This is a genomic window from Bacillus sp. mrc49 (assembly GCF_002803435.1).
In genome coordinates, this window is sequence record NZ_PHNG01000315.1 from 1 (window position 1) to 389 (window position 389).

General features: G+C 62.0%; 1 protein-coding gene. It reads right to left on the bottom strand.

All coding sequences use genetic code 11. The features are described 5' to 3' along the window. A partial coding sequence (locus CVN76_RS02120; protein WP_332850587.1) for an MFS transporter occupies window positions 1-387 on the bottom strand: 387 nt, incomplete at its 3' end. Window positions 388-389: the final 2 nt, after the last annotated feature.

The following is a 389-nucleotide window of genomic DNA, read 5'->3' on the forward strand; positions in this document are numbered from 1 at the left end:
CACGTCGGAACCGATACGTGAACCGCCGGCAATCAGCAGCGGACGCCGATGCTGGGTGAACACCTCACGAATTGGCGCATGAGTGACGTCCTTCGAGGCTTCCAGCTTCAGAAACGCCGGCGTTTCCCCTACCCCACGACGCAGCCACAGGCCAAACACCACCAGCACCAGGCTCAGCAGGAAGGGGATACGCCAGCCCCACTGTTGGAAATCTTCTGCCGACATCGCCACCGTCACCAGCGTGATCAGGCCAGTACCAATCAGCGTGCCGCAGGAAGGACCGACCTGAGCAAAGGAGGCATTGCGCCCCCGCTGGTGCGGTTTGCCGTGCTCCATCGACAGCAGTACCGCGCCGGCCCATTCGCCTCCCAATGCAATCCCCTGAATAA